The sequence below is a fragment of the uncultured Methanofollis sp. genome, assembly GCF_937919355.1.
GTDB lineage: Archaea > Halobacteriota > Methanomicrobia > Methanomicrobiales > Methanofollaceae > Methanofollis.
In genome coordinates this window covers 1-1,960 of record NZ_CALFSA010000041.1, presented here as the reverse complement: position 1 = coordinate 1,960, position 1,960 = coordinate 1, and the positions used below count along the sequence as shown (strand labels likewise).

At 63.4% G+C, this 1,960-nt stretch carries 1 protein-coding gene and 1 pseudogene; one reads left to right on the top strand and one right to left on the bottom strand.

Annotation, left to right across the window (positions count from 1 at the left end; genetic code table 11):
• Positions 1 to 728: pseudogene (locus Q0520_RS02090) on the top strand (oligosaccharyl transferase, archaeosortase A system-associated); the annotation flags it as partial.
• A 178-nt stretch (positions 729 to 906) separates the two neighbouring features.
• On the opposite strand, the gene Q0520_RS02085 reads toward Q0520_RS02090, so the two are convergent.
• Positions 907 to 1,960: glycosyltransferase family 2 protein (locus tag Q0520_RS02085; protein ID WP_298665941.1), on the bottom strand; the 1,054-nt coding region annotated here is incomplete at its 5' end.

Here is a 1,960-nt window from a genome sequence, read left to right as displayed (position 1 = left end):
ACGCAGTCGAGGCGGCGGGGTCACGCTATATCATCACCGACGGCAGGACCATGACAGGAAAGTTCGCAACCATCGCGTCCTGGATAAACCCCGGAGCAGGGATGCGCCCGTACGCACGCGGTTTCCTGCCGCCGAACGCCGCCCAGACAGAAGGACAGAAGATTGCGTGGGTCTATGACGCTCCCTACTATCACACGATGGCGACCAGGCTGCAGATACTGGACGGGTCGATGACCGAACCGTCGGACGCCTACTGCGTCGCATATGACAACAGCACCCTCGCCACGCGGGGGTACCCCCAGATCAGGCAGGTCTTCCGCGGCCCGCTCGACGATATCAGGGAGAAGGCGGAGGCGTACACCATGAGCGCACCGGCAGGGCAGGGCGCCGTCGTACTCAGCGACAACCCGGCCCTCCCCCTCGACACGGTCCCGGCCCTCACGCACTACAGGTTGATCTACGAGTCGTCGAAGGACCCGGCGAAAAGCGTCAAGGTCTTCGAACATGTGCCGGGTGCGGTCGTGAAAGGGGAGGGTGTCGTCGAACTGCCCCTTGTCACGAACAGCGGGCGTGCATTCACCTACAGGCAGCAGAGCGTGAACGGGACGTTTGTCCTGCCGTACGCAACCGAAAGCGATAACGGTGCGGTCAGGGCGACAGGGCCGTACAGGATCGCCGGGACAGGCACCACCTTCACGGTGACGGACGAGGCGGCCCTCTCCGGGTAACGCCTCTATCACCGGGTCTGGCAGTGTGGACTGGGAAATCGTCTGGGATGTTCTAACTCACGAGATCCCGGCGCAGAAATCCATTAGCCGTGCACTGCTCGGCCATGCTGAGGGGGAGATCGGCTGAAAAAGATGTTCTGCCGAACCGCTCGTGTTTCAGGCGGTCCGCCAGAGACGGTTATTCCTCTTTTTGATCGGCCTTGAGGAGCATCATGCTGACGAAGACCGCCGCGAAGAGGACCTGGATGCCGGCGAGGAAGAGGGCGAGGGCCCAGACTGCATTCGCGATCTGGAAGAGGGAACCGAAGCCCGCCGAGGCCCACTGGTAGACGATGCCGAGGCCGACAATGACGCCGGCCGCCATCATGATGCCGCCCCCGGCGATCCCCCACTCAAGGATATTGTAGTTCAGCAGCCTCGACACGGCCTTGCTCTCCCGCCCGTAGCCGTGGACGACGGAGAAGACCCTGATGATGAGGCCCATCAGCATGCCCTCGAGACCGCCGATGAAAGCGAGGGACGCAAGGATGAAGGAGTGGATGCGGTAGGTCTCGACGTCGCCCCGCATGAGGAACATGAGCATCAGGGTAAGGCCGAAGAAGGCGAAGAAGAGGCCGGGTACGGCAAGGAACGGCACCGGCCTGTAGAGGAGCATGAACCTGACATGCCGCCAGCCGTCGGAGAAACTCTGGAGTTTCGAGGGGGTGAGGCGGGGGTGGTAGGTGATCGGCACCTCCTCGATGCGGAGGCCGGCGAGCGCCGCTTCGATGATCATCTCGGAGGCGAACTCCATCCCGCCGGTCTTCAGGTGGAGGCACTCCAGGGCGTCCCGCCGGATCGCACGAAAGCCCGTATGGGCGTCGGAGATATGGGTGTGGAAGACCCTGTTCAGGAGCCAGGTGAGAAGGGGGTTGCCGATATAGCGGTGGAGGGCGGGCATGGCGCCGGGGAGGATCGTCCCGTGGAGGCGCGACCCGAGGACCATATCGGCGCCGGCATCGAGAGGCGCCAGCAACTTCGGGATCTCAAGAAAGTCGTAGGTGTTGTCGGCGTCCCCGATGACGACGTATGTCCCGCGGGCCCGCGCAAAGCCGGCAAGATACGCGTTGCCATAGCCCATCTTCTCCGGCCTGACGACGACAGCCCCGAGTGAAGCGGCGATCTCGGGGGTCCGATCGTGGGACGAATCGGCGATGACGATCTCCCCCTCGATACCGAGGTCTGCAAAGACC